This window comes from Nocardia sp. NPDC049220, assembly GCF_040647855.1.
Lineage (GTDB): Bacteria > Actinomycetota > Actinomycetes > Mycobacteriales > Mycobacteriaceae > Nocardia.
In genome coordinates this window covers 444,918-469,890 of the sequence record NZ_JBEZDA010000002.1, presented here as the reverse complement: position 1 = coordinate 469,890, position 24,973 = coordinate 444,918, and the positions used below count along the sequence as shown (strand labels likewise).

At 66.2% G+C, this 24,973-nt stretch carries 18 protein-coding genes; 11 read left to right on the top strand and 7 right to left on the bottom strand.

What is annotated here, in order from left to right; translation table 11 throughout:
* Nucleotides 1-8 precede the first annotated feature (8 nt).
* A complete protein-coding gene (locus tag AB0C34_RS09235; RefSeq protein WP_357069194.1) occupies nucleotides 9-1,226 on the bottom strand; it encodes a hypothetical protein in 1,218 nt (405 codons plus the stop codon).
* A gap of 143 nt (nucleotides 1,227-1,369) precedes the next feature.
* Between AB0C34_RS09235 and AB0C34_RS09230 the strand changes: the two genes are divergently transcribed.
* The 3 genes from AB0C34_RS09230 (at nucleotide 1,370) to AB0C34_RS09220 (ending at nucleotide 3,909) form a co-directional block, all read left to right on the top strand.
* A complete protein-coding gene (locus AB0C34_RS09230; RefSeq protein ID WP_357069192.1) occupies nucleotides 1,370-1,945 on the top strand; it encodes a TerD family protein in 576 nt (191 codons plus the stop codon).
* Nucleotides 1,946-2,104: 159 nt separating this feature from the next.
* Nucleotides 2,105-3,202, top strand: coding sequence for a DUF475 domain-containing protein (locus tag AB0C34_RS09225; RefSeq protein WP_357069190.1), 1,098 nt, complete (start codon nucleotides 2,105-2,107; stop codon nucleotides 3,200-3,202).
* Nucleotides 3,203-3,297: 95 nt separating this feature from the next.
* Entirely contained in the window at nucleotides 3,298-3,909 is a 612-nt protein-coding gene (locus tag AB0C34_RS09220) for a Tellurium resistance (protein WP_357069188.1), read from the top strand.
* A 1-nt stretch (nucleotide 3,910) separates the two neighbouring features.
* Here AB0C34_RS09220 and AB0C34_RS09215 read toward each other — a convergent pair whose 3' ends face one another.
* Complete coding sequence (locus AB0C34_RS09215; RefSeq protein WP_357069186.1) at nucleotides 3,911-4,819, bottom strand: DMT family transporter; 909 nt, start codon at nucleotides 4,817-4,819, stop codon at nucleotides 3,911-3,913.
* Nucleotides 4,820-4,902: 83 nt separating this feature from the next.
* On the opposite strand from AB0C34_RS09215, the gene AB0C34_RS09210 reads away from it, so the two are divergent.
* Nucleotides 4,903-5,436 carry a CGNR zinc finger domain-containing protein gene (locus AB0C34_RS09210; RefSeq protein WP_357069184.1) on the top strand — a complete coding sequence of 178 codons (534 nt, stop codon included), beginning with the start codon at nucleotides 4,903-4,905 and terminating at the stop codon, nucleotides 5,434-5,436.
* Here the strand turns inward: AB0C34_RS09210 and AB0C34_RS09205 are convergent.
* Nucleotides 5,433-6,818 (bottom strand): hypothetical protein, encoded by a 1,386-nt coding sequence (locus tag AB0C34_RS09205; RefSeq protein WP_357069182.1) that lies wholly within the window; start codon nucleotides 6,816-6,818, stop codon nucleotides 5,433-5,435. The genes AB0C34_RS09210 and AB0C34_RS09205 overlap by 4 nt on opposite strands.
* A gap of 288 nt (nucleotides 6,819-7,106) precedes the next feature.
* On the opposite strand from AB0C34_RS09205, the gene rpsF reads away from it, so the two are divergent.
* The 6 genes from rpsF to AB0C34_RS09175 all read left to right on the top strand — a co-directional run bounded on the left by rpsF (nucleotide 7,107) and on the right by AB0C34_RS09175 (nucleotide 11,672).
* Entirely contained in the window at nucleotides 7,107-7,394 is a 288-nt protein-coding gene (rpsF, locus tag AB0C34_RS09200; RefSeq protein WP_357069180.1) for a 30S ribosomal protein S6, read from the top strand.
* Between the two features lie 88 nt (nucleotides 7,395-7,482).
* Complete coding sequence (locus tag AB0C34_RS09195; protein WP_357069178.1) at nucleotides 7,483-8,010, top strand: single-stranded DNA-binding protein; 528 nt, start codon at nucleotides 7,483-7,485, stop codon at nucleotides 8,008-8,010.
* 57 nt (nucleotides 8,011-8,067) lie between these two features.
* Nucleotides 8,068-8,319, top strand: a complete 252-nt coding sequence (gene rpsR / locus AB0C34_RS09190) for a 30S ribosomal protein S18 (RefSeq protein WP_357070089.1) — start codon at nucleotides 8,068-8,070, stop codon at nucleotides 8,317-8,319.
* A 14-nt stretch (nucleotides 8,320-8,333) separates the two neighbouring features.
* The gene (gene rplI / locus AB0C34_RS09185) at nucleotides 8,334-8,786 is read left to right on the top strand and encodes a 50S ribosomal protein L9 (protein ID WP_357069176.1); all 453 of its coding nucleotides are present in this window, start codon (nucleotides 8,334-8,336) and stop codon (nucleotides 8,784-8,786) included.
* Between the two features lie 624 nt (nucleotides 8,787-9,410).
* Entirely contained in the window at nucleotides 9,411-11,231 is a 1,821-nt protein-coding gene (gene dnaB / locus AB0C34_RS09180) for a replicative DNA helicase (protein WP_357069174.1), read from the top strand.
* A 282-nt stretch (nucleotides 11,232-11,513) separates the two neighbouring features.
* Entirely contained in the window at nucleotides 11,514-11,672 is a 159-nt protein-coding gene (locus AB0C34_RS09175) for a hypothetical protein (RefSeq protein WP_357069172.1), read from the top strand.
* A 95-nt stretch (nucleotides 11,673-11,767) separates the two neighbouring features.
* Here AB0C34_RS09175 and AB0C34_RS09170 read toward each other — a convergent pair whose 3' ends face one another.
* Nucleotides 11,768-15,100 carry an arabinosyltransferase domain-containing protein gene (locus AB0C34_RS09170; RefSeq protein WP_357070087.1) on the bottom strand — a complete coding sequence of 1,111 codons (3,333 nt, stop codon included), beginning with the start codon at nucleotides 15,098-15,100 and terminating at the stop codon, nucleotides 11,768-11,770.
* A 356-nt stretch (nucleotides 15,101-15,456) separates the two neighbouring features.
* Between AB0C34_RS09170 and AB0C34_RS09165 the strand changes: the two genes are divergently transcribed.
* On the top strand, nucleotides 15,457-15,954 hold the full coding sequence (locus AB0C34_RS09165; protein WP_357069170.1) for a peptidylprolyl isomerase: 498 nt from the start codon (nucleotides 15,457-15,459) through the stop codon (nucleotides 15,952-15,954).
* 70 nt (nucleotides 15,955-16,024) lie between these two features.
* Here AB0C34_RS09165 and AB0C34_RS09160 read toward each other — a convergent pair whose 3' ends face one another.
* The 3 genes from AB0C34_RS09160 to fadD32 form a co-directional block, all read right to left on the bottom strand.
* Nucleotides 16,025-17,569: an acyl-CoA carboxylase subunit beta gene (locus AB0C34_RS09160; RefSeq protein ID WP_357069168.1), complete on the bottom strand. Its 1,545-nt coding sequence runs from the start codon at nucleotides 17,567-17,569 to the stop codon at nucleotides 16,025-16,027.
* The gene (gene pks13 / locus AB0C34_RS09155; protein WP_357069166.1) at nucleotides 17,566-22,866 is read right to left on the bottom strand and encodes a polyketide synthase Pks13; all 5,301 of its coding nucleotides are present in this window, start codon (nucleotides 22,864-22,866) and stop codon (nucleotides 17,566-17,568) included. Before pks13 ends, AB0C34_RS09160 begins: the two co-directional genes overlap by 4 nt.
* A gap of 107 nt (nucleotides 22,867-22,973) precedes the next feature.
* A complete protein-coding gene (fadD32, locus tag AB0C34_RS09150; protein ID WP_357069164.1) occupies nucleotides 22,974-24,890 on the bottom strand; it encodes a long-chain-fatty-acid--AMP ligase FadD32 in 1,917 nt (638 codons plus the stop codon).
* Nucleotides 24,891-24,973: the final 83 nt, after the last annotated feature.

Here is a 24,973-nt window from a genome sequence, read left to right as displayed (position 1 = left end):
GCCCATCCTCATTCTTGTCGTGGTCCTGCTTGTTTTCTCATTCGATCGACTACCCCGGCGATGAATTCGGTGACGGCATCCAGTTCCGCCACGTAGGCCAAGTAGTCCGGATGCCGCCCCGACAGTGTTTCGCTGGTTCGGTCGATCCGTGCGGCCTGTGCGTCGAGCACCGACCCCCATTCGGCGACAAGGCCACGGCTTACCGCGAGCATTTGCGCATCCCGTAGCCGGAATCGTACGGCCTTGGCCTTCTCTTGCGGATCGGACCGGACGTCGCGCAGCAAGGCGAGCCGTTTGGTGACGGCATCGACCTTCTGCTCGGCATCGGCGAGGAATCCGCGCGCGGATGTGGTCAGATCAAGTGCAAACTCCGGATTGTTCTCTCTTGTTGCCGCGCGCGCCCTGCCGAGGGCAACGTCCGCGGCCTCGATGGCTCGCTGGCTTTCCCGCTCATTGTCGGCCAGATCCGCCGAACTCGCAGCATTGAACTCACGCAGTAGCGCCGAGAACGCCGGCGCGACCCCTTCCGCCCTGGTCCGGACGGCAGAAAGGCGGGTTGTCACCGAGGAGATGGCGGTGGTGGCGGCACCGGTTCGAGACGGAGCCGCCCGCAGCGCCTCCGCGAGTTCCTTGGTCGCCGCGTCCAGCCGGTTCGCGGCCTCCCGCGCCGCGCCCGCCTGCGCGGCGACATCCGCCGATTCGAGAGTGGCCAGCGCCTCATCCACCGCGGCAGCGCGGTCGCGCACCGACGGATAGTTCGCGAACTCGGAGTCGGCAGCCTGCCCGCGCACGTTCGCCGACGCGATCTTCACCTGCCGCACCAGCCGAGGCACCATACCGTGCACGGCGAACGCGTGTTCCAGTTCGGCCTGGTTGGCGCGATAGAACTCGTCGACGGCGCGAGCCGCGTCGGTCAGCTGTCGAACCGTGACGTCGGTTCGCTCTCGTCCCTGCGGCAGCGGCGTGCCGTCACGCTGCGCGGCCTCCAATTCCGCACTCAGCGCGAGGTATCCGCCCGCGGCGTCATAGCACTTGGCGCGCACCGGTTCCCAGCGTTCACCGGTCCGCCGCTCCGGGAAGACCTGATCGGCGGCGAGCACTGCCGCGTCGGCCGCGCTCTGGCGGCGATCCATATCGAGAAAAGCCGATGCCGAACTCGTCCGGGCCTGCTCGATCCACTCGTCGTTCCCGGACGACCGGAACCATCCACGCCTTCGGCCTGCCACGCCCCGATGGTAGGAGATATTCCTGTTCGTCGGCGCTACGCGGGTTCCTACGAAGTTCGCGGAAACCTACTACTGTCGTATGACGTACCCGGCGATCCGGACATGCTGGGAACCAATGACGGACTATTGAAAGGGAATCCCGCATGGGTGTCAGTTTGTCCAAGGGCGGCAACGTCTCACTGACCAAGGCGGCGCCTAACCTGACCGCCGTTTCGGTCGGCCTCGGGTGGGATGTGCGGTCCACCACCGGCACCGATTTCGACCTGGACGCGAGTGCCATCGCCACCGGCGCGGACAAGAAGGTCGTGTCGGACCAGCACTTCGTGTTCTTCAACAATCTGCGTTCACCCGAGGGCTCGATCGAGCACGCGGGCGACAACCGGACCGGCGAGGGCGCGGGCGACGACGAGGTCATCAACGTCGACCTGGCCGGCACCCCGCCCACGATCGACAGCATCTTCTTCCCCGTCTCGATCTACGACGCCGACTCCCGGTCGCAGTCGTTCGGTCAGGTGCGCAACGCCTACATCCGTGTGGTGGACCGCAGCAACGGCGAAGAGCTCGCCCGCTACGACCTGTCCGAGGATGCCTCGACCGAGACAGCCATGGTCTTCGGCGAGCTGTACCGCAACGGTGCGGAATGGAAGTTCCGCGCGATCGGCCAGGGCTACGCCTCGGGCCTTTCCGGTATCGCTCGTGACTACGGCGTGAACGTCTAAAGGGCACTTCGCGGTTCGAGGGGGCTCGGCAACGGGCCCCCTCGTCGTGCGACCGGCATTCCTGCGTCGCGGAAAAGCGGGGTTGGACAACCGGCGATTCAACAGCCACGCTGGTAGGACTGTCGCCGACTCGTTATTCACTTTACGAAAGGTCCCAGCGTGGTCCTGCGCATATTCGGCATGTCGTTCCTCGTCACGGCGGTCTCACTCGTCGTGGCGCTGCTTTACGGCGGCCCGACCGCCCTCGCGCTCGCCGCGATTCTGGGCATCCTCGAGGTATCGCTTTCCTTCGACAACGCCGTGATCAACGCCACCGTCCTCGAGCGGATGAGCGAGTTCTGGCAGAAGATCTTCCTGACGATCGGCGTGTTGATCGCCGTATTCGGCATGCGCCTGGTCTTCCCGCTCGCGATCGTGTGGATCACCGCGGGACTGGATCCGGTGCGGGCCTTCGACCTCGCGCTCAACCCGCCCGCCGACAACGCGCTGACCTTCCCGGACGGCAGCGCGAGTTACGAGAAACTGCTCACCGACGCACACCCGCAGATCGCCGCCTTCGGCGGCATGTTCCTCGCGCTGCTGTTCCTCAACTTCATCTTCGAAGAGCGCGAGATCACCTGGCTGGGTTGGCTGGAGCGGCCGCTGGCCAAGGCGGGCAAGCTGGACATGCTCTCGGTGGTCGTCGCCGGTGTGGGCCTGATCCTCACCGCGGAGTACATCGCCGACGAGGCGCACCGCTCGACCGTTCTGGTGGCGGGACTGCTCGGCATGATCACCTACATCGCGGTCGACGGACTCGGCTCGATGTTCCACACCGAGGAGCAGGCCGAGGGCCCGTCAGCGTTGGTCAAGGCGACCGGCAAGGCCGGCTTCTTCCTGTTCCTCTACCTGGAGGTGCTCGACGCGTCGTTCTCCTTCGATGGCGTGATCGGCGCGTTCGCCATCACCTCCGACCCGATCATCATCGCGCTCGGCCTCGGCCTGATCGGCGCCATGTTCGTCCGGTCGATCACGGTGTACCTGGTGCGCAGGGGCACCCTGTCGGAGTACGTCTACTTGGAGCACGGCGCACACTGGGCGATCGGCGCGCTCGCCGTGATCTTGCTGATCTCGATCGGCGTGCACATCAACGAAATCATCACCGGCCTGGTCGGCGTCGCGTTCATCGGTGCGGCGTTCATCACCAGCATCGTCCGCAACCGGCGCGAAAACGACGAAGAACTGGACAGCGAACGAGAACCGGCGCCGGTAGGCTGATTCCCGGCATGCAGCCGAAGACCCGTTGCGGCAGCGGCCCCATCCCCGTCGGATGGCCGCTGCCGCTCTCGTTTCTCCTGAGGGGGGATCGCGTCATGGCGATCAACGACCACCCCGGCGTCAACCTGGCCAAGGTGACCCTGTCGAAGGCGACGCCCACCATCAATCTCACCAAGCCGGGTGAGCAGCAGGGGATCATGCGGGTGAATCTGACCTGGTCGAGCGGGCCGAAGGGATTCTTCCGCCGGACCAAGCCCGTCGACCTGGACCTCGGCTGCCTCTACGAGTTGTCCAACGGCGCCAAGGGCGTCATCCAGGCGACCGGGCGTAACTTCGGTGCGTTGGAGGACCAACCCTATATCGAGTTGGACGGCGCCGGGTCAGTGTCCGATGGCGAGAATTTGCGCATCGACCTCGCCCGCCCCGAATTGTTCCGGCGCATCCTGATTTACGCCGTCAGCAGCGAGGGCGTCCCGAACTGGGCTGCCGCTGACGGCGTCGTGACGCTGTATCCCACCGCAGGTCCGCAGGTAGAGGTCCGCCTCGACTCCCCCGTGGCAGGCGCCCGCTGCTGTGCCATCGCTCTGATGCAGAACCAGGGCGCCGGAATCATCGTGCAGCGCGAGATGTACTACATCGACGGCGCCGAGCGCGAGATCGACCAGACCTACCGCTGGGGGATGCCGTGGCACAGCACGGGCGCGTAGATCAGCGCGGCGCCATCGCCGCGGGCCGCCGCGCCACGACTGTGCCGGCGGCCACCGAATACCCGCGCGCCGCGAACACGAGACCGACGAGGCCGATACCGAGTCCCGCGATCGTCAACGCCCGCAGCGGCTGATCGATCAGCATCCAGGCCAGGATCGCGGTCACCACGGGTGTCGCGAAGAACAGCTTGCCCACCCTGGTCGCGTCCCAGCGCCGTAGCATCGCGTTCAGCAGCAGGAACGCGGCCATCGAGTTCACCAGAACCATCCAGGTGAGCGATCCGGCGAACCGGCTCACCTCCGATATGTGGATTTGACCGGTCAGCCAGGCCGACAATCCCGCGATCGGCGCGCTCACCACCACATGCAGTGCGGTGGACGCTCGTGGATCGACCGTCGGGACGAACCGCTTCTGGTACACCGTGCCGATGCTGAGGCCTAGCAGGCCCACCACGCACAGCAGCAGACCGGGTAGCGAGAAGCGGGACTGGTCGAGCACCGCGAGGGTGACCCCGATTCCGCCGATACCGAAGCCGAACCACTGTCGCGCCGTGACGGTTTCGCCGAGCACCCCGGCGAACAGTGCGATGACCACCGGGTTCAAACCTTGCACCAGCGCGATCACCGCTGCCGAGACATGCTCGGCCATCGCCGTGTAAAAGGCGCCGAACTGCACCATTTGCATCAGCAGCCCGGCGATGAGCACGTGCCACAGCTGGTCGCGGTGCGGCCAGGTGACCCGCGCGGCACAGGCATACGCCGTGAGCAGAACAGCCGCGACGGAAAAGCGCGTGAACAGCACCAGCATCGGCGGCGCGGCGCCGACCCCGATGATCCCCGCGATGAACGCGCTGCTCCACAACAGAACGAACAGCGGCTGCGCGAGCACCGGCATGACCTGAGCCTTCACGAACCCTCCTGAAACAACCGCCTTGGGTGGTTATCACCGTGACATCTCCCCAACTAACCTGTCAAGGCGGTTACCATGGCAAGATGTTCACCTTTGTGAGCGGAAACCTCGCACTGGACTTCGCGGGCACCGCCCAAGCGCGATCGACCACATTCGACGATCTCCTCGACACCCCGGCCATGTTCGGCGCGTGGGCCGTCGCCGCCGAACTACTCGGTGAAGCCCCGCGCTGCGACGCGGACACGCTCATACGCGCGGTGCGCCTGCGCGAGGCGACCTACCGCATGGCGCTGGCCGCGGCGCACGGCGCGGCGTTCACCGACACGGACCGCCGGGCGATCAACGACCTGGCCGGCGGCGAACTCCCCGCGGTCGCCCTGCGCGCCGACGGAACGATCACCCGGACCGGCGATGCCGACGCCGCACTCACCGCCATCGCCCGCTCCGCGGTAGAACTGCTGGGCGCACCCGCCGTGATCAAGGAATGCGGTCGCGCCGAGTGCACCCGCCTGTACGTGGACACCTCCCGCGGCGGCTCCCGCCGCTGGTGTGACATGACGCTGTGCGGCAACCGCGCGAAGAGCGCCGCCTTCCGCGCCAGACACAACGGCCCTTAGATCACTGGAATCAGGCCATCGGGATCCCACCGCGGCACCGGCGGCACCCGGCGATACTCGCGCGGCAGCGGCCACAGGAACACAAAGAACAGCACCACCAGCAGGCCGGCCCGGCCCCACACTCCGAATTGGACGACGTTCTCCATCAGGGCGACCGAGGTGCCCGACCCCATCGAGTAGAAGTATCGGAACACGCCGATTCCGATGGCCGCATCGGCCACCAGGTAGCTCCCGATCAGCCACCACGGCACCTGAAGCAGCACAAGGAACGGCACCAGCCATAACGTGTACTGCGGCGAATGCACCTTGTGGAACACAAGGAATCCACACAGCATCGCGCCACTCACCCCAACCCACGGAAACACCCCGGTTCTCAGGTACCGCTTGCCGCCGAGCCACATCGCCAGGGCGAACGCGGCGATCACCAAGAGCGGGGAGATAACCGACACCACCTGCTGGAATGCCGTCTCCCCCTCGGCGCCCTGCCCGAACATCGGCCGCAGACCCCAATACCAGATGGAATTGGTGGTGATATCCGCCTGACGCAGCTGCTGGAAGGTGAACGACGCGCGCCAGCCTTCATAGCCGGCCAACGCGAACGGCAGATTCACCGCGACTACGGTGCCGATGGCCGCGCCGGCGGTGAGCAGTGCGCCGCGGACGTCGAGACCACGATCCCGATCCCGATCGCCTTCGTCGCCCCCCGTGAGCACATAAGCCAGCAGTGGCAGCAGGAAAATCCCCGGATACAGCTTGAGGCAGAACCCGAGCCCGAGCAGCACCGCTGCCACGATGCCCCTGGTGCGCAACGAGTATCGGGTCGAGCAGCCCATTATGTAGACGGCCGCCACCGCCATACACACCACCGGGAGCTCCCAGTTGTGGAAGGCGTACAGCACCAGTGGCGGTCCCGCCGCCCACAGCAGGGCGGCCGGCCCGGCGAGCCGGGCCAGCATCCACGCGGTCAGCAGCGCGAATGGCGCCAGCAGTAAGGCGGAGTGTCGCAGAAATTCGGCATCGTTGTCCGCGCCGAGCGCGCCGAGCCACATCAGAACGCCACTGAGTACCGGATACTCCACCGCGCCGCCCACCAGCGCGCCATCGTCGGTGATACCACCCCCCACATAGGGAAAGACGTGCTCGTTGATATCGCGGCCGAGCCAGAGGAACTGAATATCGGAATAGCAGACGTCCGAGTCCTTGGCGATGTCGAAAACCGTACTGCGACCGTCCGCGTCGAACGGCGGGCCCGCGCACCGCGCCTTGTTCATATACGCCAGCACGAGGGTGAGCCCGCACAGCAGCACTACCACCGCGGTCAGTGCCACGCGTCGTCGCACACGGCCTGCGAACAGGTCGCTGGCGGCGAATCCGGTCGACATGAAGACACCCTAAGCGGCCCGTCGAAACGCTGTCCGTTTCCCCCCGCGAACTCCGCTCGCAACGATTGCCGTTCCGCGTCCATCGGCAACACGCCGGGCACGCCGCGAACCCGAACGGTAGCTGGCAACGGTACGTCAAACACCTGACCACCAGCACAAACGCGAACGGGCATGGTGATTTCGTTGCTCGCCGACCGGTCAGGTAGCCTTGTCGGGTTGCTGACGCAACGACCCTCCTGCCACGGACCGTCCGTGGCCGTTTCCTAGTCCACAGGAGGTGATTGGTCCGTGCGTCATTATGAAGTGATGGTCATCCTCGATCCGAGCCTGGACGAGCGCACTGTTGGTCCGTCGCTGGACACCATGCTCAGTGTTGTTCGCACCGAGGGCGGCAAGATCGACAAGGTCGACATCTGGGGCCGCCGTCGGCTCGCCTACGAGATCTCGAAGCAGGCCGAAGGCATCTACGCCGTGGTCGATCTGACCGCCGAGCCCGCCACTGTGAGCGAGCTCGACCGCCAGCTGGGTCTCAACGAGTCGGTGCTGCGCACCAAGGTTCTGCGCCACGACAAGTAGTTCCGCACACCTCGATTGCGTCGGAGCCTGTGCCTAGGCTCTAGCGCGACAGCGAGATGCGGACTGCACACCGAGCAGGAGGAACCACATGGCAGGCGACACGGTCATCACCGTCATCGGAAACTTGACGGCCGACCCCGAGCTTCGATTTACGCCGGCAGGACAGGCGGTGGCGAATTTCACCGTCGCGTCGACACCTCGAGTGTTCGACCGTAATTCGAACGAATGGAAAGACGGCGAAGCGCTTTTCCTGCGCTGCAACATCTGGCGCGAGGCTGCGGAAAACGTCGCGGAAAGCCTGACCAGGGGTTCCCGTGTCATCGTGAGCGGACGACTCAAGCAGCGCTCCTACGAAACCCGCGAGGGTGAGAAGCGCACGGTAGTCGAGCTCGAGGTCGATGAGGTCGGCCCCTCGCTGCGTTACGCCACCGCGAAGGTCAACAAGGCCAACCGCGGCGGTGGGAGCGGCGGCTTTGGGGGCGGCGGTGGCAACTTCGCCTCCTCCGGTGGTGGTGGTGGGCGTTCCGGCGGTGCCGACGACGACCCTTGGGGCAATGCGCCCGCGGCGAGCTCCTTCGGGGGCGGCAGCCGCACAGATGACGAACCGCCGTTCTGAGAACGGCCACATCGGCCCGCATGATCCGGGCCATCAATGATTACGGAGTACAACACCATGCCTAAAGCGCCCGCGCGCGAAAAGGTGCTCAAGAAGAAGGCCTGCTCGTTCTGCAAAGAGAGCAAGACCGGAATCGTCTCGATCGACTACAAGGACACGGCGCTGCTGCGTAAGTACGTCAGTGACCGCGGCAAGATCCGCGCTCGCCGCGTCACCGGCAACTGCGTCCAGCACCAGCGCGATGTCGCGGTTGCGGTGAAGAACTCGCGTGAGGTGGCGCTGCTGCCTTACGTGTCGACGGCGCGCTGAAAGGGAGGCACACAATGAAGTTGATTCTGACTGCTGATGTGGACAACCTCGGCGCTCCCGGCGACACCGTGGAGGTCAAGGACGGCTACGGCCGCAATTACCTCCTGCCGCGCGGCTTGGCGATCACGGCGAGCCGTGGTGCGCAGAAGCAGGTCGAGGGCATCCGCCGGGCGCAGGACGCCCGCCGGGTTCGCGACCTTGGCCACGCCAATGAGCTGAAGCAGGCCCTCGAGGGCCTGGAGTCTGTCACGCTGACCGTGAAGACGGCGGGTACCGGCAAGCTGTTCGGCTCGGTAACCCAGGCTGACGTCGCCGCGGCCATCAAGGCTGCGGGCGGCCCGGTCGTCGACAAGCGCAGTATCGATCTGCCGAAGGCACACATCAAGTCGACCGGCAAGCACGACATCGCGGTGCACCTGCACCCGGATGTGGTGGCCAAGTTCGACCTGACGGTCACTGCCAGCTGATTTCGGCAGCACGTCGAAGACCACTCCCGTACCCGAGACGGGAGTGGCTTTCGTTCGCCGCTGAACTACCCGCCCAATAGTTAGCCAACTATCAGCTTTGGGGCTCGAATGCCCACTGGGACATCCTCCGGAAATCGTCGCCCGCCGCGGAGTCCTCGATGGCGCGGCCTGTGGATTACCGCCGCGACCACCCGGATACACTGTGATCCAGCTCATAGCGTGTCCATCTTCCGTTAACCCAACACGCCCGGCTGTTCAACTTGGCCGACACGCCGTAACTTTATCCATCCACACATGCAGAGCAGCAGAAATATCCATCTATCTGCATGTTCGGGTTAGCCAAGCGACGTTTTCCCCAAGTTGTACACAGGGGGGTGCACACCCTTGGGTAAACAGTCCCCAAGTTATCCACAGCTATGTGCACAGTCCGGTTTGTGGGGGCCGCTGCCATCGCCTAGGTTCGTCGCATTGCCGTGCAGGCTTCACCTCGAAGGGCGGGGACAGGTGGATCCGCGGTAATAGCTGGTACCTGGTCGGCGACCGCACCAGACGTGTCGGTGACCGGAAGTAGACGAGTCATCACAGGGCAGAACCCGGTCGGGATAGAGAGGACGGTCGAGTCTGGTGACAACCACCGATGACCGCGGGCACACAGATTTCCCGCCCGAACCTCCCGGCGAAGACTTCGGCCGCCAGCCTCCGCACGACATGGCTGCCGAACAATCCGTGCTCGGCGGCATGCTCCTGAGCAAGGACGCGATCGCCGATGTCATCGAGGTGATCCGTCCCGGCGATTTCTACCGCCCGGCCCACCAGGTCGTCTTCGACACCATCCTCGATCTCTACGGCCGCGGTGAACCCGCCGACCCGGTGACCGTCGCCGCCGGGCTGGACCGTCGCGGCGAACTCAAACGCATCGGCGGCGCGCCCTACCTGGTCACCCTGACCCAAACCGTGCCTACCGCCGCGAACGCCGGCTTTTACGCCGAAATCGTTGCCGAGAAGGCTATTCTGCGCCGCCTCGTCGAGGCGGGCACACGCATCGTCCAATATGGCTACGCGGGCGCCGATGGCCAGGACATCGCCGAAGTCGTCGACCGGGCCCAAGCCGAGGTCTACGAGGTCACCGAACGCCGCACCACCGAGGACTTCCTCCCGCTCGAGGAACTTCTCCAGCCGACGATGGACGAGATCGACTCCATCGCCTCGCGTGGCGGCATCTCCCTCGGCGTGCCTACCGGGTTCACCGAACTCGACGAAGTCACCAACGGCCTGCACCCCGGCCAGATGATCATCGTCGCCGCGCGACCTGGTGTCGGCAAAGCGCTTTCCCTCGACACCCCGTTGCCGACCCCGGCCGGCTGGACCACCATGGGCGAAGTCCGAGTCGGCGACGAACTGCTCGACGCCCACGGCAGCCCCACTCGCGTTCTCGCCGCCACTGACGTCCTCACCGACCGACCGTGTTACGAAGTCGAATTCTCCGACGGCACCGTGATCATCGCGGACGAACAGCACCAATGGCTCACCATTACTCGTGCCGATGGTGCCGAGCCGAGGATCCGCACGACCGGTGACATCGTCCATGCCGTCCGATCAGCCGCGGGCGAGCCGAATCATGCGGTGCCGGGCACCGCGCGGGCCGAGTCCCGACACATCGTGGATGTTCGCAAAATCGACACCGTTCCCGTCCGATGCGTCGAGGTCGACAACAGCGACCATCTTTACCTGGCCGGGCCATCGATGCTCCCGACACACAATTCCACGCTCGGTATGGACTTCATGCGCAGTTGCTCGATCAAGCACGGGCTGCCCAGCGTGATCTTCTCGTTGGAGATGAGCCGCACGGAGATCGTGATGCGTCTGCTGTCCGCCGAAGCGAAAATCAAGCTCGGCGATATGCGGTCCGGGCGGATGAGTGACGACGACTGGACCAAGCTGGCGCGCCGGATGAGCGAGATCAGCGAGGCACCGCTGTTCGTGGACGATTCGCCGAACCTCACGATGATGGAGATTCGCGCCAAGGCGCGGCGGCTCAAGCAGCGGCACGATCTAAAACTCGTTGTGGTGGACTATCTCCAGCTGATGACCTCAGGCAAGAAAGTCGAGTCCCGTCAGCAGGAAGTCTCGGATTTCTCCCGAAACCTCAAGCTGCTCGCGAAGGAACTCGAGGTTCCGGTGGTCGCGATCAGCCAGCTGAACCGTGGTCCCGAACAGCGAACCGACAAGCGTCCCATGGTCTCTGACCTACGCGAATCGGGCTCTTTGGAACAGGATGCGGATATGGTCATCCTGCTCCACCGCCCTGATGCCATCGAACGCGACGACCCTCGTGGCGGCGAGGCCGACCTGATTCTCGGAAAACACCGGAACGGCCCGACCGCGACGATCACCGTCGCCCACCAACTCCACCTGTCTCGATTCGTCGATATGGCTCGCGGCTGAAGTCGGATTGCAGGATTTCACGGCGCGATTCGTAATCTTACGAGCGATTCGCGTCGACTTCGTGTACGAAGCCCGAATCCGGGGAGCCTCGGCCGGAGTTCGACCAGGGTTCTGGTCGACGCCGCCGCGTCCGGATAACCGAGGCGCGGACCCACGTTCTCGCGGTACCCGCGCAACGACCGGACCCGCAACCCAAACCGGTTGTACGGTATGGAAACATGCTCCCACCTGTGGCGATGGAGATCAGAGACGAACCGGGTTCCTGGCCTTAATCTGATTTCCATGACGACGGCATTCGATGATATGGATCTGCGTGATCTTGTCGGACTGCTCAACGACGAGGAACAGCGAGAGTTGCGGCCAGCGGTGCTGCGTGTGCTCGGCCGCCTCCCGTCGCAAGAGGTGCTCCGGCGCGAACTCGGTCTTCGATTGAAGGTCTGAACGCCCGGTTTCGCACCGGTAAACAAGCGAGAAGGGCCGCCGCGCAGGGTTTTTGCTTGCGCGGCGGCCCCGTATAGCGGGTCAGTCCGAACCGGTCAGAACGCTCGCAGCTGTCCTGGCGACCACAGACCCGACCTGGTCACCGTGCCGGTGTCCAGCTTCGCCGGGACCGCACTGCGGTCGTACTGGTCGTAGCGCTCCAGCGAACCCCAGTCGCGCGCCCAGTCGTTCTTCATGTAGGTCGGCACGGTGGTCGACTTCGCCAGCATCTGCGCGAAGCCGAGCGGGCCGCCGAATTCCTCGGCCTGCCACGTGTTCGTCGAGCTGATGGCAAGCGGGCGGTCCGGCAGGATGCGGTAGCCGGGCACCTCCGCCACGCCGTTCTCGTGGTCGAACGGCCGCTGGCACGGGAACTGCAGACCGACCGCCCAGTCCAGCAGGATCGGCTGTTGGGAACCGAGAAGGCTGTTGAGCGACTGCAACATCGGCATCCGCGGCGGGGTGAACGCCAGCCACTGGTCACCGATCAGGATCGGGTCGTTGGCGACGATGCGTACCGCGTCGGCGTCCGGCGCGATCTCGTCCAGCGGCACCCGAAGGTTGCGCCAGGACGGAAAGGGGCCGATGTCACGCGGCAGATAGGTGCCCAGCTTCTGCACGCTGCCGTCGGGCAGGTGCTTGCCGTAATCCACGGTGAGCGACTGACCGTACTTCATCGAGCCGGTGTCGTCGAACGACATGATGCGACCCGCGGCCGAGATCACCACCAGTGGCTTGTCCGCCGAACGCGCAGGCAGTTGGTACCAACTGGAGGTGACACTCGCGGGTTGCTGCACGCCGTTCTGGTAACTGCCGAGGATCGGCGTCTCCGCTGGGTCGAGACCGAACGGCAGGGCGACGGTGCTGCCGTTGACGCCGCGCGCGCCCTGGCCTCCTCCGGTGCCGGCGCTCTGTCCTTCGGCGAAGGCAGCGCCGACCGACTGGGTGGAGGTATTGCCGGTGCCCGGCTTCACCTCGACGCTGTCGGCGGACAGATCGTTCGGCACACCGTTCGGGTCGAAGCCGACCGCATCGACACCGGCCAGCGGGTCGGCCGGGTCGGTCAGCGGATGCGCCGGATCGATGATCGGCGTCAGCCTGCCGCCGTTCGGGTCCGGTTCCACCAGAACGTCATTGGCCAATCCGCAGATGCTGCCGCCGAGCGCGTCGAAGTTCGAGCGGGCGAGCGAGTACGCCGGATACTGCGCGACCGCGCCCTTGACCAGGGACAGCACCTCCAGCGCAACCATCAACGCGGCCACGACGGTCAACGGAATCGCCGCGAACTTTCGAATTCGCTGACCGCGCGGCGACTTCGGTGACGGCTGTGGCTTGATGTAGTCCTCGCGCAGCGTGGACCAGGCGACCAACGCCAGCGCCAGGCCGAACAGGATCAGCATCAGGGTGTTCGACTGGTAGCCGTGCAGCGAGATGCGCTTGTCGAACCACGGCACACCGAAGCTGGACACGTACCAGTAGCCGTTGATACCGGAGAACGCGATGGCGAGCACGAACAGCAACCCGGCGAGGAAGATCGCTCGGTTCTTCCGCGCCCGCAGCGCACTCGCCGACACCGCGACCGCGGTGACCGCCGCCAGCGACCCCGCGATACCCGCGTAGGCGCCGAAATGGTGGGTCCACTTCGTCGGGTTGAACATCATGAAGAAGATGGTGCCGAAGACCACGCCCATCAAACGCCAGGTCGGCCCGCTCGCGATGCCGGGCACCCGCCTGCGGCGCAGCAGCACCAGCATGGTGGTGAACAGGCACAGCAGCATCACCAGGAAAGCGAAACGGCGCGACAGCGAACCGTCGACGGTCTCCACGAACAGGTAGTAATAGCGCAGATAGTCCTCGTACCAGGCCAGGTTGGGCCCGGTCACCTGGCGCACCCGGTTGGCCTCCTGGATGCCGGCGAACGTCTGGTCGGTGTAGACCGTCGTCAGCACGAGGAAACCTGCCGCCGCGATCGGCGCGAGTAGCGGCAATGTCGAACCCCATCGCCCGACGCCTTCGGCGGCGAACCGCCGGTGCTTGCGCACCACGATGCGTACCAGCGGACGGATGCCGGCGAGCAGCGCGGCCACACACATGAGGCCGGTCGGCGCCGCCGCCAAGGTGAAGGCCGCGACCAGGATGGCGATGGCGGCGGGCAGTAGGCGGCCGGTCGCGATGGCTCGTTCGATCGAGACCCAGGTCAGCAGCGCGCCGAGCGCGACAATCGGCTCCGAACGCAGACCGTTGTCGAACGGCAGCCAGAACGCCAGGAACACCAGGCCGCCGGTCCACAACGCCACCTTGTTGTTGCGCACACCGCGGCCGAGGCGCGGCACGACCTCGCGGCTGATCACCATCCAGCACAGGATCGCGCAGGCCAACGCGGGCACCCGAACCCACGGGCTCGCTGTGGAGATCTCCGCGAAGACCTGGATCACGTAGTAGTACCAGCCGAACGGCGCCTCCGGCACGCCGTACCAGCGGAAGTAGTTGGCCATGTATCCCGCGTGCGGCGCGACCCGCACCATGCTGAGGATGTAGCCGTCGTCGGAGGTGTTCGCGCCCGCGAAGTGCCATAGCACCAAGGTGCCGATCACCGCGCCGTCTGCCCAGGTCGGCTTCAGCCAGTTCGCCGGAAGGAACCGGCGGTGCCCGCGCCCGTCATCGCTGTCCAGCCGGGCCAGCGCCGCCAGCGCGACCAGCGTGCACAGCACCGCCGCGATCATCGCGATCAGCTTGATCGCGGTCGGACTGGAGGAGAAACGGGTGTCCACGGTCATGTGGAGCGCCAACCCGGCGGGCGCCGCACCCTTGAGGTCGGAGAACACGCCGACCACCTGGGGCCGCAGATCGCCGCTCAGCTGACCTTCCACCGCCACCGTGACCGTCTCGGTGGCCCCGCCCGCGCCCGGCCGCTCGACCTGCCTGGTCAGTCCGTTGAACACCGCCCGAGTCCGGTCGGCATCCGAGCTGATGGTCAGCGACGTGCACGCGCCCATCTGGTCCCGGTCCGCCGACACCACGACCGCGTTGCGGTCGACCACGTCCACGGAGTTGCCCGCGACCCGGACGAACAACGCTTCCAGCGCGGCCCGGTCACCCTGCGGCGGCGCGGTGGCCAGCAGCATGCCGCCCCGCTCCGGCAGCTGTGCGATCGTGGCGCACGGAATCGTCGCGTTCAGATCGATCGGGACCTGCGCCATCAGCGGCGCCTCGACATTGCCGAGCGTTCCGCTCTGCGGCCAGTTCAGCACCGCGGTCGTCTGCGCGACCGGTAAGAACGGTGTCGCCAGCGCGAACAACGCGCCGAGCACCCCGGCGACCAGCGCGATTACTCGCGCAGTGCGGAAGTCGCTCGGTGTGACCGCTGGAATGGCGGGTGGTTTTGTCAAGACAGCAGTGGCGGCGTCGGGCACGGTTGGCAATGCTATCTGGCTCCTGCGTCTCTGCGCGTTTCATGCCGGTCTTCGGCGCCTCGATAGTTGCGTCACGGGTCGGCGGTCGAGTGCCGGGCGGGCTCTGGAGGCGCCCGACGAGTTACCCATGTGCTGACGAAATCAGGCGTCTGTGCCGGCGGCACGCCGACCGGAGAATTTCCGTGGCCTCAGCGTCTTGGCCGCGGGACGTTCTGCGCCGCTTGTCAGCAATTGTGCGCGACGAGTCAGGATGAGGCACTTCGCGACGCCATGGGACGACACAGGACCCCGCACTGCGGACCGACCGAGACCACGATGGAAAGGTGGGGGGTATGACCAAGGTGAATCTCTCGACGAATTATGGACCGATCGTCCTCGAACTGAACGAGGAGAAGGCGCCCGGCTCGGTGCGCAACTTTGTGGACTACGTGAACGCAGGCCACTACAACGGCACGATCTTCCACCGCGTCATTCCCGGCTTCATGATCCAAGGCGGCGGCTTCGAGCCCGGCCTGCGCCAGAAGGGCACCAAGGACCCGATCCAGAACGAAGCGAACAACGGCCTGAAGAACACGAAGTACACCGTCGCGATGGCCCGCACCAACGACCCGCACTCGGCCACCGCGCAGTTCTTCATCAATGTCTCCGACAACGACTTCCTCAACCACTCCGCCCCCACCCCCGCGGGCTGGGGCTACACCGTCTTCGGCGCCGTGACCGAGGGCACCGAAGTGGTCGACAAGATCGCTGCCGTCGCCACCTCCTCGGCGGGCATGCATCAGGACGTCCCGGTGGACGACGTCGTCATCGAGTCCGCCAGCATCAGCTGATTTCGCCACACCAGTCACGAATCGGGCCGCGCCCCACAAGGGGTGCGGCCCGATTCGTGTCCCTCCGGCGCTACAGCGGCAGCAGATGGTGCTTGCGCGGGTTACGAGCAACGCTCTTGCCCCGCAACAGCTGTAGCGCGCGACGTAGTTCCAGGCGGGTGGTCGACGGCTCGATGACCGCGTCGACGTATCCCCGCTCGGCGGCCACCCACGGCGTCGCGATGGTGGCGTTGTAGAAGTCGATCATCTGCTGGCGAATCGCCGCACGCTGGTCCTCCGGCGCCGCCTCGATCTGCTTGCCGCCGATCAGGCTGACCGCGCTCTCGGCGCCCATCACCGCAATGCGCGCGGTAGGCCAGGCCAGGTTCACGTCGGCACCCAGTTGCTTGGAACCCATCACGGCATAGCCGCCGCCGTAGGACTTACGAATCACCACGGTCACCTTCGGCACCGTTGCCTCGACGTAGGAGAACAGGAACCGGCCGCCGCGCTTGATGACGCCGATCTTCTCCTGCTCGACACCGGGCAGGAAGCCGGGCGTATCGACGACGAACACCAGCGGGATCTCGAACGCGTCGCACAATCGCACGAAGTGCGCCGCCTTGTCCGACGCCCGCGCGTCCAGCGCACCCGCGTAGACCATCGGCTGGTTGGCCACCACACCGACACTTCGGCCGTCGACGCGAGCGAACCCGGTGATGATGTTGCGGCCCGCGGACGCGCCGACTTCGTGGAACGCGCCGTCGTCGAATAGCCGCAACAGGATGTCGTGCATGTCGTATCCGGCGTTGTCGGAGTTCGGGACGATCGAATTCAGCTCCAGGTCGCTGTCGGTGATCTCCGGTTCGATACCGGGGTTCACGATCGGCGCCAACTCTTGGCAGCTGGTGGGTAAGAAGCTGAGGTACTCCCTGACCCACTCGAACGCGGCGGCCTCGTCTTTGGCAACGTGATGGATGTTGCCGTACTCGGCCTGACTGCGCGCGCCACCGAGCTCCTCCAGGCTCACGTCCTCGCCGGTGACCTCACGGATCACCTTGGGCCCGGTGACGAACATGTACGCCTCTTCGGTCGCCACCACCACGTCGGTATTGATCGGGGCGTATACGGCACCACCAGCGCACTTACCGAGAATCATCGAGATCTGCGGGACCAGGCCCGACAGTGGCTCCTGACGCCGCCCGAGTTCGGCGTACCACGCCAGCGAGGTCACCGCCTCCTGCACACGGGCCCCGCCGGAGTCGTTGATGCCGACCACCGGACAACCGACCTTGGCCGCGTACTCCAGCATTCCGGCCACCTTGCGGCCGAACATCTCGCCGACCGAACCACCGTAGACGGTCTGATCATGCGAGAACACCGCAACCGGCCTGCCTTCGACCAGACCATGGCCGGTGACCACACCATCGCCGTACAGCGCGGCGGGATCGCCCGGTTTGCGTACCAGCGCACCGATCTCCACGAAAGTGCCCGGATCGAGCAGCATGTTGATCCGGTCGCGAGCGCTCGGGATTCCCTTCTTCGCCCGCTTGGCCACCCCCGCCGTACCTGCCGGTTCCTGCGCTAATTCCAGTCGCTTTCGCAGGTCGGCAAGTTTTTCGGCAGTCGTGCTCACTTGGCCCCTTTCGCCTCGAGCGCGACGAGCTTCGCAGTCAGGTCGGCCCCGATCTTCCCGATCCGCGGTTCGTCGATGATCTGCAGGTGATCGCCCGGCACACGGATGATCTCCAGGTTCGTCAGGTAGTCGTCCCAGCCGCCGTTGGGCACTCGGTCGGCGAATCGAGGCTCGAGCTCGATCATGCCGTCGTGGTAGCGGTCGGCGAGGTAGAGCACAACGTTGCCGTCGTAGTGCGATGGCTGGGTCCTGGCGAGGTGGCGACTGTCGATCCACGAGGTGCGCTGGTGCTCGAGCACGCCGCCCGGGATCTTCGCGCCACTGATCTTGATCAGATCGCTGATCATCTTGAACTGCTCTTCGTCGGAAGCTGCCGCCAGCGACTCCAACTGCTCGCGGTCCAACTCGCCCTCGACACTGTAGGTCCTCTTCGCGAAGTCCTGGTAGCGCTCGATCCGGCGCACCCGCTCAGCGGGGCTGTTGTCCTCCCCCTCGGTCGGGATGGCCAGGTCGATCAGGCCCACCAACTGAACGTCCGCGCCCTCCGCACGCAGCAGCTGTGCGACCTGAAGGGCCAGCACCGCACCCAGCGACCAGCCGTAGAGCACGTACGGTCCCGCACCCTGGATCTTGCGCAGTTCCGGTAGATACTGCCGGGCACGCTCTTCCATGGAGCCATCGACCCGCTCGAGGCCATACATCGGCGTGCTGTCCGGCAACCGCTTGAGCAACGGTTCGTAGACCAGCGTGTTTCCGCCCGAAGGATGGAACACGAACACCGGTGCGGCAGTCGAGCCGTCCTGCCGTGGACGCAGCGGGCGGACGAAACCGTCCACGTCGGCACCACTGTCCTGCAGCTCGCGGACAATGTCGGCAAGTTGCTCGATGGTCTCGCAGTCGAGCACGTCATCGACGGTGATCTCGGCCTTGACCCGTTCGGTCAGCCGCGCCGCCATCTTCTCGGCAGTGTCCTCATCGAGAATCGGCAGCGTGTTGAAGATGCCCCCGGCCGACTTACCGGTCACCACCGCCCAGGTGGCAAAGGTCAGGCGTTCGGCGGCATCGCGCGGCGGAACGTCGTCTTCGTCGGCGGTCTGCCCGCCGCCGAAGACCGCGGCCGGTGGGGCCGGGACCGCCGCTACCGCGGGGGCCGGCTTGGCGACCTGTTCTCCTGCCGCAGCCGAGTCGGCTTCGGACACAGCTGTTTCCGACGTTGTGGTGTCAGTATCCGAAACCGTGGCAGCCGTGTCCGGCGTGCCGACGGGCGCACCCGACACCACGGCCACCGGGTCCGCGCCGGTAGCGAGCGCCGCCCGGGCAGCGGTCAGGAGGTCGCCATCCACGGTCAGTTCGCCGGAGCCGCCGGCCGCCTTGTCGGCGGCCTGCTTATCCGCCATCGCCTGCACCTCGTCACGGTGCTCGATGGCGTAGCGGAGCACCTTGCCGACCTCGTGCAGGCTCGCGTCGCGGACAGCCTGGATTTGCAGCTGCGGAATATCGAACTCGAACTCGACCCGGTTCTTGATGCGCATTGCCATCAGCGAATCAAGGCCGAGTTCCATCAGCGGGATCTCCATCGGGAGGTCCTCGACCGCGTAACCCATGGACTCCGCGACGATCAGCGCGAGTCGCTCCTCCACGGTCTGGGCGCCGTTCGGGTCCCATCGCTCACCGAAGGTCTCCACGACCTCGATATCGGCGTCACTCTGCTCGGTCGCGGCAGCGATCGAGACCGACTCGGCCACAAGAGGTTCCGGGCGTGTGGACTGACTCGCGGTCACCACCGCGTCGAACACCAGCCGGAAAGTGGCGCCCTCGTTGGCATGCACCTGTACCGAGGCGCCGCCGAGGTGCGGGGTCAGGGTTGTGGTGAGCGTGCCCGCAGCCGGAATCGCCCCGTGCGGGATCGAGGCGCCCAGCGATACATCGCTGAGCACCTGCGCCGCGGCGGAAGTCACCAGTGCGGACAGATCGGCGACGGCGGAGGCCGATACCTCCCAGACGTGTCTACCGTCGGGCAGCGCCACATGCGCGCCGGGGACCCGGCTGTTGCCGCCCGCCGACATCGTGGCCTTCGGCCAGTACTCCTTGCGCAGGAACGTGGTTCGTGGCAGGTCCGGGTAGTCGCCGGCGCCCAGCAGCGACTGCAGATCGACCTGGTGCCCATGCACATAGAGCTGGGCGAGCGCGGCGATGATGCCCGCGGACTCATCCTCCTTGCGCTTGAGAGTCGCGATGAGCTGCGCGTCGTGCACGCCGGCCGCGAAGGTGGTACCCAGCACCTGCATCAGCGCTACGGAATTCGGCGCCAGCTCCAGGAACGTGGTGTGTCCGGTGTCCACCGCGAGCTTCACCGCGTTGGTGAAGTACACGCTGTGGCGCATGTTCTTGACCCAGTAGTCCTCGTCGTGGATCGGGTCGTGGCCGGGGCGGAAGTACTGCTCCTGGTGCACGGTCGAGTAAAGACCGGTCTTCAGCGCGGTCGGCTCGATGCCCGCGAGTTCGGCAGCCAGCTCACCCAACAGCGGATCCATCTGCGAGGTATGGCCCGCGCCCCGGGTCTGCAGCACGCGCGCGAACTTGCCAGCGGCTTCGACCTGCGCGACGATCGCCGCGACCTGGTCCTGCGGCCCACCGATCACCGTGTTGGTCGGCGCCGCGTATACCGCGACCTCGACATCCGGGTAGTCCGGCAGCAGTGTCGCGACATCCTCGGCGCTGTACTCGATCAGCGCCATATTTCGCACGTCGTCGTCACTGATCATCTGCTCGCCCTCGCCCATCAGGCGGGAACGGGCGCAGATCACACGGACCGCGTCCTCGAGCGGGAGACCACCGGCAATGTAGGCGCCCGCCACCTCACCCATGGAATGTCCGACCACCCCCGCCGGCTGCGCACCGTGCGCGCCCAGCAGCGCGGCGAGGCCGATTTGGATGGTGAAGATGCCGACCTGCGAGGTGCCGACGTCGTAGTCCTGGCCGTCGTCCAGGAACATTTCGCGGACCGAGTATCCGGCCTCGTCTTGCACCAGCTCATCGACCTCGTCGACGGCCTTCGCGAAAATCGCGTTCTCCAGGTAGAGCTGCTTGCCCATCTTGCGGTGCTGCGCGCCGAAACCGGCGAGCACCCACATCGGGCCCAAGGCGGCCGGGGCATCGGCGGTGAACACGCCCGCGCCCGGCTTGCCCGCCGCGATGGCACGCAGTCCGGTGATCGCTTCCTCGTGCGACGTGGCGAGCACGACGCCGCGCGAACGCCAGTGGCTGCGCTTGGCGAGTGAACGCGCCACGTCTGCCAGTGCAGTCTCGGCGCCTGTCTCGGACTCCAACCAGTCGGCCAGCTCGCCGGCGGCGCGGCGGCGACGCGAGGGCAGATACCCCGATACCGGCAGGATCACCGGCAACGGCGCGGTCCGCTCGGCAGTCCATTCGGCGACGAACGCTGCCGTTTCGGCGGCCTGTTCAGCTGCTGCCTCGGCCACGACGGCATCGGCTTCCGCGACCACATCGGTGGTCTCGTCGTCCAACTCGGCTTCGAGGTCGGCCGCCGCGACCGCCGGAGTGGGCCCGGGGACGGCGACCTTGGCCGCGCTGGGCACATACTCTTGCAATACGACATGCGCGTTGGTGCCGCCGAAGCCGAAGCCGGAGATACCGACGGTGGCAGTGCCGCTGTAGCGCGGGAACTCGGTCGGTTCCGCGACGACCTTCAGATGCGCCTGGTCGAACGGGATGTACGGGTTGGGGCCCGCGAAGTGCACGTTCGGCGGCACCAGATTGTGCTGGAACGCCATGACCACCTTGGCCAGGCTGGCGGCACCGGCACCGGACTCCAAGTGACCGAAGTTGGTCTTCGCTGAACCGAGCAGGGCGGGCTTGTCGGCGTCACGACCGCGGCCGACCACCCGGCCGAGTGCGTCGGCCTCGATCGGGTCGCCGAGCAATGTCCCGGTACCGTGCGCCTCGATGTAGTCCACGGTGCTCGGCACGACGCCCGCGTCCCGGTAGGCCCGGCGCAGCACGTCGGCCTGCGCGTCGGGGTTCGGGGCGACCAGGCCGTTGGAGCGACCGTCATTGTTGACCGCGGAGCCCTTGATGACGGCCAGGATCCGGTCGCCGTCGCGCTCGGCGTCGGCGAGGCGCTTGAGCACAACCAGACCGGCGCCCTCGGAACGCACCATGCCGTCGGCGTCGGCCGAGAACGCCTTGATCCTGCCGTCCTTCGCGACCGCGCCAACCGCGTCGAAGCCGAGTGTGGCCATCGGCGCGAGCAGCATGTTCACCCCGCCCGCCAGCGCGAGATCGGCGTCGCCGTCGCGCAGCGCGCGTACCGCCTGATGTACCGCGACCAGCGTGGACGAGCACGCGGTGTCGACGGCGACCGAGGGGCCGCGGAAGTCGTAGAAGTAGGAGACGCGGTTGGAGATGATGCCCGATGAGCTACCGGTCAGACCGTAGGCGGCGGCCGACGCGGGCGCGGACGGGTCGTCCGCGCCGAGCCCGAGCGCGGCGATCAACATGAAGTCGTTGGTGGAGGTGCCGATGAAGACGCCGACCGGCTCGCCCTTCAGCTCACTCGCCGGAATTCTGGCGTGCTCCAACGCCTCCCAGGTCAACTCCATCATCAGGCGCTGCTGCGGATCGACCCGCTCGACCTCGATCGGCGACATTGCGAAGAACTCCGCGTCGAAGTTCTTCACCACGTCTTGGTCGAGATAACCGCCCAGGGTGTTGCCCTCGGCGATCGCCTTGGCCGCCACCGGATCACTGGCGAACTCGGCCCATCGACCTTCGGGAAGCGCACGGATCGCGTCGCCGCGTCCGATCAGGAATTCCCAGGTCGATTCCGGCGTCGTACCCGCGCCGGGTAGCCGGGTCGACATGCCGACGATGGCGATGTCGTGCGCCGCGCCCGGCAGGTAGCCCGCGGTATAGAAGGCGTCGTCGGAGGATTCCTCCGGCGCCTCCGGCTCACCGTTGATGATCCGCTCGGCGAGCGAGGCGATCGTCGGATGCTGGTAGGCGACGGTGGCCGTCAGCATCACGCCGGTCAGTTCCTCGATGTCACCGGACAGGGCGATGGCATCGCGCGAGGCGAGCCCGAACTCCTCCATCGGCCGGTCCACGGTGATCTGTTCGATCGGCTGTCCGGTTGCCTCGGATACCCAGCGCCGCAACCACTCGCGCAGCTCCGCCACCGACATGTCGATGTGCGCGCCGCCTTTCGCCTGCTCGGCGGCCGCATCGGCGGGCTCGATCTCGGTTGTCTGGTCGGGCGTGCCCTCGTTGTCAGCCATCAATTCCTCAAGCTACCTGTCTGCGTACCGGGCGTGCCGTGAATTGACGCTCGGCGTGGGAAGGTCGGCGCCGAGCATCGGTGGTCGGTCCGAGGCCGCCCTGGCAATTACTCTTCCAGTGCATCGGGGAATGCTTGCTGGGTGTAACCACCCCGCAGTGTTCCCTCCAGATAAGCGGCCTTGCAGGCGCGCCGGGCGATCTTGCCGCTGGAGGTGCGCGGAATCGACCCCGCGGGCACCAGCAGGACGTCACGAACGGTCACGCCGTGGCGCAGCGAGATGGCGGCCCGCACCGCGTCGGCGATGGGCAGTGGGTCGGCCTTGCCCGCGCCCGGCCCGCGCTCGCCGACTATGACCAGCTGCTCGGAGGCATCGTCGGCGTCGAACTTCAGACCGGAGTGGCTGCCCTGCTCGAACACCTCGGCCGGGAGTTGATTGGCCGGCACCGAGAACGCGGCAACGAAGCCGGGACGCAGCGCCTTGCTCGCCTCCTGCGCGGAGAACTCCAGGTCCTGCGGGTAGTGGTTGCGGCCGTCCACGATGACCAAGTCCTTGACGCGCCCGGTGATGTAGAGCTCGCCTTCGAAGTACACGCCGTAGTCACCGGTGCGCATCCAGTTCGCGTCCGCCTCGGCGCCGTCGGCGTGGCTGCCCTCGGCCAGCCGATGGGTGACCTTGTTCTGGAATGTCGCCGCGGTCTCGTCGGGACGACCCCAATAGCCGATGCCCATGTTGTTGCCGTGCAGCCAGATCTCGCCGACCCGACCGTCGGGCAGCTCGTGGCCGCCGCCGTCGGAGTCGACCGTCTCCGGGTCGACGATCGTCGCCCACTGCGAGAGCGCGATGTAGCCGCAGGATACCTGCGCGATCGCGTTCTCCGTGGTCGGCTCGACCCGCACCATGCGACCCGCGTTGAGCTCTTTGCGGTCGACGTAGGTGACCTTCGCTTCGTCCTCGGCCTTGGTCGCGGAGACGAACAACGTCGCCTCGGCCATGCCGTAGCACGGTTTGATAGCGGTCTTGGGCAGGCCGTATGGCGCGAACGCGTCGTTGAACTTCTTCATCGACGAGGTCGTCACCGGCTCGCTGCCATTGATCAGGCCGATGACGTTGGACAGATCGAGTGACTCGCCGTTCTTCGGCAGCCCGCGCGTGGCCGCGTGCTCGAACGCGAAATTCGGTGCGGCGGCGAAAGTTCCGGCCCCATCGGAGGCGGCGGCCAGCTCCTTGATCCAGCGGTACGGGCGGCGCACGAACGCGCTCGGCGACATGATGGTGATGTACTTGCCACCCACCGCGGGCAGGATCACCGTCAGCAGGCCCATGTCATGGAACAGCGGCAGCCAGGTGACGCCGCGTGAGTTCCAGTCCAGGTTGATCGCCTCGACCATCTGCAGCAGGTTGGTCCCGACCGCACGATGGGTGATCTCGACACCAGCGGGAACCCGGGTCGAGCCCGAGGTGTACTGGAGATAGGCGATGTCATCGATCGCGATATCCGGGCGCACCCAACTCTCACCGACGCTGTCCGGGATCGCGTCCACCGCGATGATGCGCGGGCGCGCGGCGGCGGGCAGCGAGCGGAAGAACTGCCGGACCCCGGCCGCCGAGGAGCTGGCGGTCAGGATGGCCGAAGGTTCGCAGTCGCCGAGCACCGCGTGCAGACGATCGGTATGGCCTGGCTCGTCCGGGTCGAACAGCGGGACCGAGATGGTTCCGGCGTAGATCGCGGCGAAGAAAGAGATCACGTAGTCCAGGCCCTGCGGCGCGAGGATCGCAACCCGGTCACCCGGGTTGGTCACCTGCTGCAATCGAGCGGCCACCGCGCGCAGCCGAGTACCGAACTCACGCCACGTCAGCTCCAGCGCCTCGCCATCACGCTCACGCGAGTAATCGATGTAGCGGTACGCGAGGGTGTTCGCGTCGTTCCGGGTGTGCTTCTCGACGTGATCCACCAGGGTGTGATCCTCGGGAATTCGGATGTTCCCGGTTTCGTCCAGGTAGTCGTCGAAAGTCTCTTCCATTCCTTCTTCTCCTCCGAGGCACACGCAGCAAGACGGCGACATCGCCGCTGTTACCTGTGAGGCCCCGACTCGCTTTCGCCCGC